Origin of the sequence: Cupriavidus consociatus, from assembly GCF_017814975.1 — a bacterium.
GTDB classification, from domain to species: Bacteria; Pseudomonadota; Gammaproteobacteria; order Burkholderiales; family Burkholderiaceae; genus Cupriavidus; species Cupriavidus consociatus.
Genome location: NZ_JAGIQA010000075.1, coordinates 1 through 7,096, shown reverse-complemented (window position 1 = coordinate 7,096; position 7,096 = coordinate 1). Strand labels below are relative to the sequence as shown.

The 7,096-nt window shown below is 65.7% G+C and carries 5 protein-coding genes and 2 pseudogenes; 6 read left to right on the top strand and 1 reads right to left on the bottom strand.

Annotated elements, in window-relative coordinates:
- From J8I82_RS36880 to J8I82_RS36870, 3 genes are all read left to right on the top strand, one after another.
- Positions 1-92 (top strand): NAD(P)(+) transhydrogenase (Re/Si-specific) subunit beta (locus J8I82_RS36880; RefSeq protein WP_209765480.1); only part of this gene is annotated, 92 nt, incomplete at its 5' end.
- A 46-nt stretch (positions 93-138) separates the two neighbouring features.
- Entirely contained in the window at positions 139-1,200 is a 1,062-nt protein-coding gene (locus J8I82_RS36875) for a phosphotransferase family protein (RefSeq protein WP_209765478.1), read from the top strand.
- Between the two features lie 272 nt (positions 1,201-1,472).
- The gene (locus J8I82_RS36870) at positions 1,473-1,850 is read left to right on the top strand and encodes a hypothetical protein (protein ID WP_431831615.1); all 378 of its coding nucleotides are present in this window, start codon (positions 1,473-1,475) and stop codon (positions 1,848-1,850) included.
- Here the strand turns inward: J8I82_RS36870 and J8I82_RS38865 are convergent.
- Positions 1,768-2,109 (bottom strand): annotated as a pseudogene (locus J8I82_RS38865) (NAD(P)/FAD-dependent oxidoreductase); the annotation flags it as partial. The gene J8I82_RS36870 and the pseudogene J8I82_RS38865 sit on opposite strands and share 83 nt — an antisense overlap.
- Here J8I82_RS38865 and J8I82_RS36865 point away from each other — a divergent pair.
- From J8I82_RS36865 to J8I82_RS36855, 3 genes and pseudogenes are all read left to right on the top strand, one after another.
- Positions 2,109-2,396, top strand: a pseudogene (locus J8I82_RS36865) (NAD(P)/FAD-dependent oxidoreductase); the annotation flags it as partial. The pseudogenes J8I82_RS38865 and J8I82_RS36865 sit on opposite strands and share 1 nt — an antisense overlap.
- Positions 2,397-2,728: 332 nt before the next feature.
- A complete protein-coding gene (locus J8I82_RS36860; RefSeq protein ID WP_209765476.1) occupies positions 2,729-3,976 on the top strand; it encodes an efflux RND transporter periplasmic adaptor subunit in 1,248 nt (415 codons plus the stop codon).
- Positions 3,977-4,079: 103 nt separating this feature from the next.
- Positions 4,080-7,096, top strand: a 3,017-nt coding sequence (locus J8I82_RS36855; RefSeq protein ID WP_209765474.1) for an efflux RND transporter permease subunit, incomplete at its 3' end; no start/stop codon positions are given.

Genomic DNA, 7,096 nt, shown 5'->3' with positions numbered 1-7,096 from the left:
GTCTCGATAACGAGCTGTTCTACATGGACAAGACCATGATGGTGTTCGGCGACGCCAAGAAGGTGGTCGAGGACATGGTCAAGTCTGCCTGATCCGCGCGGCGGGCCGGCAACGACGTGCCTCAGGGAGAATGAATCGATGCAAACAGCCCATGCGGTAACGCCCGACGCAGGCGGCACCGGATTCGACAGCGCCGCGCTGGCGGCCCTGCTGCACCGCGAAGGCCTGATCGCGCAGCCCCGGCTGTCGCTGGAGCGCCTGGCGGGCGGCCAGTCCAACCCGACCTACCGCATCGCGTGCGGTGCGCGGCAGTACGTGCTGCGCACCAGGCCGCCGGGACAGCTGATGTCCTCGGCGCATGCCATAGACCGTGAGTTCCGCGTGATGCAGGCGCTGCGCGACAGCGATGTGCCGGTGCCGCGAGTCCACCTGTACAGCGACGACATCTCTGTCCTGGGCAGCGCGTTCTACGTGATGGACTTCCTGCAGGGCCGCGTCATCTACGACCAGTCGCTGCCGGGTGTTGCACGCGGGGCCCGCGCTGCCCACTACCGCGAGATGAACCGCGTGATCGGCGCGCTGCACCGGGTGGACTACCACGCCGCCGGCCTGCAGGATTTCGGGCGCACCGGCGGCTACGTGACGCGCCAGCTTGCACGCTGGTCCGGGCAGTGCCGCGATGCCGGCATGGACGGCAACCCGGCACTGGCGGCGCTGGCCGAATGGCTGCCGCACCACGTTCCCGATGCCGACCGGACCTGCCTGGTGCACGGCGACTTCCGCATGGACAACCTGGTGTTCCACCCGACCGAGGCGCGCGTGCTCGGCGTGCTGGACTGGGAGCTTTCGACGCTGGGCGATCCGCTGGCGGACCTGGCCTACCACTGCATGAGCTGGCATATCCCGGCCGAACTGTGGCGCGGCATCGGCGGGCTGGACCTGCAGGCGCTCGGCATTCCGGACGAGCGGGCCTACCTGCGCTGGTATGGCGAGAGCAACGGCACGCACGCGCTCGCACACTGGGACTTCTACCTGGCCTACAACTTCTTCCGGCTCGCGGCGATCATGCATGGCATCGGCCAGCGCGCCCGGCAGGGCAACGCCGCCGCGGCCGATGCCGTGGAGACGGGCAGGAAGGCCGTGCCGCTGGCCGAGCTGGGCTGGCAGTTCGCGGTGCGCTACGGTGTGGCCGGGCGATAGCGGAACAAGGCGAGGCATCCGCGCAATAGCGCGGATGCCTCGCGGGTGTACGACATTCATTCGCTGTGGCTCATGAGGTGCCGGCCCCGCCGGCCGTGCCGCCGGGAGCCCAGGCGAAACTGCCATCAAGGTATGGATCGACCTGCCGGATCCGCGGACACGCCAGTGCGGTCCAATCCGGCGATCGTGGGGGCGCCGTCGTAATAGGCTCTACCAGGTCGGCAAGATATGTCCCGGTGTGCTTGTCATCCTTTCGGGAAAGGTCCGCATCGTTGCGCCCGAAGGCCTGGATCATCCACATCTATACGCAGCGCGGCGAATTCACCCCGGATATCACGCAACTCTCCAACAAGCCGGCCGTGGTGGATGCGTACGTCGACGAAGATGTCGACGCGTTGCTGCTGCGACCAGACGACCTCAGCGCGATGATCATTCGGGAAGCCGACATCGGCGAGAAAATCATGCGCGCGCTGATCCTGCGCCGTGCGCTGGCGGTAGAGCGCGGGCGTGGGCTCGTGATCGTCGGCGCTGCCGGCAATTCGCGCCTGCTTGTGCTCCAGGATTTCGATGGGTCGTCATGCTGCCCTCGGCCCCTCCCGCGCCACGATAATGCACGCGCTCCAGTCGCGTCCTGCCTTCCAGCGCACTGAACTCGATGCGCGTATGTAGTGTCAGGTTCGGCAGCGACCGGATGCGTTCGACGAGATAGCGCGACATGCTGTCGTCCAGGCTCGTGCCCCGGATGAGCATGTGCACATGCTCGGCGTGCGAAGACAGGAAGACCGCCGCCTGTCCCGCAGAATTGCCGCCCGCGGTCAGCAGCACGGGCTCGTTTCGGCACAACCTGGCTTCGAGCGGCGTTGCCCAGTAATAGACTCCGCTACCCTCGAACCGCGCCAGGCCGTCCACACCTGTTTGTGTTCATCGGGGCCGAGCCGAACACGGGCTGGCTCCGGACATGCGGGGTGTCGCTCGATGACAAGGGCTTCGTGCTGACGGGCCCCGACGTCGCCGACGCGCCGCCGCAGACCCTGCCGCTGCAGACGAGCGTGCAAGGCGTCTTTGCGACCGGCGACGTACATTCGGGTTCCACCAAACGCGTCGCGTCGGCGGTCGGCGAGGGTGCGGCCGTGGTCGCACAGATTCACCGCTTCCTGACAGAAGCGCGCACTGCAAGCCAGGTTTCGCCCGGTTGAGGCCTGGTCCGCTGCGTGCGGGCGATGGGGACCCGATAAATGGATGGGCTGGGCGCGCGCACCGGCCCTGAGCATTGCTCCATCAAAAACATCTTGCGCTTTATAACTACGACCAATAGAATCGTAGTTATGGGTCATTCAGATGTTTCCGATATGCCAATGTGCGCTGCACGGGGGGTAGATGTCGGAGGCTGCATGTTTTCCGGCGCTGAAACAGTGATCGGAGCCTGTATGGCCACCCAGCGCACTGGCGGTGACCTCCAGCTTTGAGGCTGAATCGAGGGAAGGGCGCATCGACTCAAGAATCTCAAAGATGCATGGAGTGAAGAAGGATGAAGCGCAAGTCTCGACAAACGCTGCTCGTCGCCGCCCTCGTGGCAGTCCTGGGGTGCGGCGTGGCGGCTTCGCTGCTGCGCCCCAGGCACGGCGGGGAAGCACAGGCCACCACGCCGCCACCGCCCCCGGCGGTGGAAGTGGCGGCAGTGGTGGGCCAGACCATCACCGAATGGGATGAATTCTCGGGCCGCATCGAGGCCGTGGACCGCGTGGAGATCCGTCCGCGCGTGTCCGGCACGATTGAAACGGTGCATTTCCGCGATGGCTCGATCGTGAAAAAGGGCGACCAGCTGTTCACGATCGATCCGCGCCCGTATGCGGCCGAAGTGGCGCGCGCCGAGGCGGCGCTGGCGGCGGCGCAGGTACGCTCGTCGCATGCGCAGACCGAAAAGGCGCGCGCGCAGCGCCTGCTCGACGACAACGCGATCTCGCGCCGCGAGTTCGATGAGCGCGTCAATGCGGCCAGCGAGTTGTCGGCCGACGTCCGTGGCGCGCAGGCTGCGCTGGAAGTGGCGAAGCTGAACCTGGGCTACACCCGCATCGTTGCACCGGTCACGGGCCGGGTGTCGCGCGCGGAGATCACGGCGGGCAACCTCGTGGCGGCTGGCGCGGCATCGCCGCCGCTGACCACGGTGGTATCGGTGTCGCCGGTGTACGCGAGCTTCGATGTCGACGAGCAGAGCTACCTGCGCTACACGGCGCCGAGCGCTGGCGGCGGCAAGGGCGACCTGCCGGTGTTCCTGGGCCTGGCCAACGAGACTGGCAATCCGCACAAGGGCCGGATTCATTCGATCGACAACCGGCTCGACACGCGCAGCGGCACCATCCGCGTGCGCGCGGTCTTCGACAACGAGGACAGCCGCCTGCTGCCGGGCCTGTACGCGAAGGTCAAGCTCGGCGGCGGCTCGCCGTATCCCGCCGCGCTGGTCAATGACCGCGCCATCGGCACCGACCAGGGCAAGAAGTTCGTGCTGCTGGTGGACAAGGCCAACAAGCTCGCGTACCGCGAAGTCGAACTGGGACCGACCTACGAAGGGCTTCGCGTGATCCGCAAGGGCCTGCAGCCGGGCCAGAACATCGTCGTGAACGGCCTGACGCGCGTGCGCCCCGGCGACACCGTGACCCCGAAGCCGGTGGCGATGGCCTACCGCAGCGAACTGGAGTCGCGTGGCAGCACGACCGACCGCAAGCAGGCCGAGGCTGACGGGAAGGCCGGCGAGGCCGGCAAGGCCAGGGTGAGCTGAGTCTCGCCCTCTGCCACTGCCCGAACCGTATTTCTCCCCTGAGGTTGCACATGGCCTCCGCCTTGGCGGACCGCCAGCGGTGACTGCTTTTGCCGAGACCAAGATGAATTTCTCTAAATTCTTTGTCGACCGCCCCATCTTCGCGGGCGTGCTGTCGGTGCTGATTTTCCTTGTCGGCGCCATCTCGATGTTCAATCTGCCGGTCTCGGAGTACCCGGAAGTGGTGCCGCCGTCAGTGGTGGTGCGCGCGCAGTTCCCGGGCGCCAACCCGAAGGTGATCGCCGAGACCGTGGCCACGCCGCTGGAAGAGCAGATCAACGGCGTCGAGGACATGCTCTACATGAACTCGCAGGCCAATACCGACGGCACGCTGACGCTGACGGTGACCTTCAAGCTGGGCACCGACCCCGACAAGGCGCAGCAACTGGTGCAGAACCGCGTCTCGCAGGCCGAGCCGCGCCTGCCGGAAGACGTGCGCCGCCTGGGCATCACCACGGTCAAGAGCTCGCCTGACCTGACCATGGTGGTCCACCTGGTCTCGCCCAACGACCGCTATGACACGACCTACCTGCGCAACTATGCGCTGATCAACGTGAAGGACCGTATCGCGCGGATCCAGGGCGTGGGCCAGGTGCGGTTGTTCGGCGCGGGGGACTACTCGATGCGCGTGTGGCTGAATCCGGAGAAGATCGCCGAGCGCGGGCTCGCCGCGTCGGACGTGGTGCGCGCCATCCGCGAGCAGAACGTGCAGGTGGCGGCAGGCGTGCTCGGCCAGTCGCCGGCGCTGCCGGGCACCGACCTGCAGCTGTCGGTGAATGCGCAGGGTCGGCTGCAGACGGTGGAAGAATTCGGCGAGATCATCGTCAAGACTTCGCCTGACGGTGTGGTCACGTACCTGAAGGACATCGCACGCATCGAACTTGGTGCGTCGGAATACGCGCTGCGTTCGCAGCTGGACAACAAATCCGCTTTGTCATTGCTCATCTTCCAGTCGCCGGGAGCGAACGCGATCGAAATCTCGAACGAGGTGCGCAAAACCATGGCCGAGCTGAAGCAGGACATGCCGGAAGGCGTGGCCTACAGCATCGTCTACGACCCCACCCAGTTCGTGCGCCACAGCATCGATGCGGTGGTCCACACGCTGTTCGAGGCGATCCTGCTGGTGGTGCTGGTGGTGATCCTGTTCCTGCAGACGTGGCGCGCATCGATCATCCCGCTGCTGGCGGTGCCGGTGTCGATCGTCGGTACTTTCGGCCTGATGCACGCGTTCGGTTTCTCGATCAACGCGCTGAGCCTGTTCGGGCTGGTGCTGGCCATCGGCATCGTGGTGGACGATGCGATTGTGGTGGTGGAGAACGTCGAGCGGAATATCGAGGAAGGGCTGTCGCCGAAGGAAGCCACCTACAAGGCCATGCGCGAGGTGAGCGGTCCCATCATCGCCATCGCGCTGACGCTGATCGCCGTGTTCGTGCCGCTGGCGTTCATGACGGGACTGACCGGCCAGTTCTACAAGCAGTTCGCGCTGACGATCTCGATCTCGACCATCATTTCGGCCTTCAACTCGCTGACGCTTTCGCCCGCGCTGTCGGCCCTGTTGCTGAAGAGCCATGACGCGCCCAAGGACTGGCTGACGCGTGGCATGGACAAGGTCTTCGGCAAGTTCTTTACCCGCTTCAACCGCTTTTTCGGCCGCAGCTCCGAAAGCTATGGCCGCGGCGTGAAGGGTGTGATCCGCCGCAAGGGCTCGGTATTCGCCATCTACGCGGTGATGCTGGTGGCCGCCTGGGGCGTGTTCCAGCTCGTGCCGAAGGGCTTCGTGCCGGCGCAGGACAAGCAGTACCTGGTGAGCTTTGCCAAGCTGCCCGACGGCGCCACGCTGGACCGCACCGAGGACGTGACGCGCCGCATGTCGGAGATCGCGCTCAGGCATCCGGGCGTGGAATCGGCAGTTGCCTACCCGGGGTTGTCGATCAACGGCTTTACCAACAGCCCGAGCGCCGGCATCGTCTTTGTCACGCTGGACCCGTTCGAGAAGCGCAAGGGCAAGGAGCTGTCGGGCAAGGCCATTGCCGCGGACCTGAACAAGGAGTATGCGGCGATCCAGGACGCGTTCATTGCCGTGTTCCCGCCGCCCCCGGTTCAGGGCCTGGGCACGATTGGCGGTTTCAAGCTGATGATCGAGGACCGTGCCGCGCTCGGCTACGATGAATTGTTCAATGCGACCAACGCGTTCATGGCGAAGGCGCGCGCCACGCCCGAGCTCGCCGGCATCTTCAGCAACTACCAGGTGAACGTGCCGCAGCTTGACGTGCAGCTCGACCGTACCAAGGCCAAGCAGCTCGGCGTGCCGGTGACCGATGTGTTCGATACGCTGCAGACCTACCTGGGTTCCGCCTACGTCAACGACTTCAACAAGTTTGGCCGGACCTACCAGGTCAAGGTGCAGGCGGATGCGCAGTACCGCCAGCATGCCGAGGACATCCTCCAGCTGAAGGCGCGCAGCGCCAGCGGCGAGATGGTGCCGCTGTCGTCGCTGGTGCAGGTCAAACAGAGCTTTGGCCCGGATAGCGTGATCCGCTACAACGGCTTCACGGCCGCCGACCTGAATGGCGGTCCGGCGCCGGGCTTCTCTTCGGGCCAGGCGCAGGCCGCCGCCGAGCGCATCGCGGCCGAAACCCTGCCGAAGGGGATCGGCTTCGAATGGACCGAGCTGACTTACCAGGACATCCTGGCCGGCAATGCGGGGGTGTGGATCTTCCCGCTGTGCGTGCTGCTGGTGTTCCTGGTGCTGGCCGCCCAGTATGAAAGCCTGACGCTGCCGCTGGCCGTGATCCTGATCGTGCCGACGAGCCTGCTGGCCGCCATGACGGGCGTGTGGCTGACGCAGGGCGACAACAACATCTTCACGCAGATCGGGTTCATCGTGCTGGTCGGGTTGTCCGCGAAGAACGCGATCCTGATCGTGGAGTTCGCGCGCGAGCTGGAGCATCACGGCCGCACCGTGGTCGAGGCTGCGATCGAGGCCAGCCGCCTGCGCCTGCGTCCGATCCTGATGACGTCGTTCGCGTTCATCATGGGCGTGGTGCCGCTGGTGGTGTCCAGCGGTGCCGGCTCGGAGAT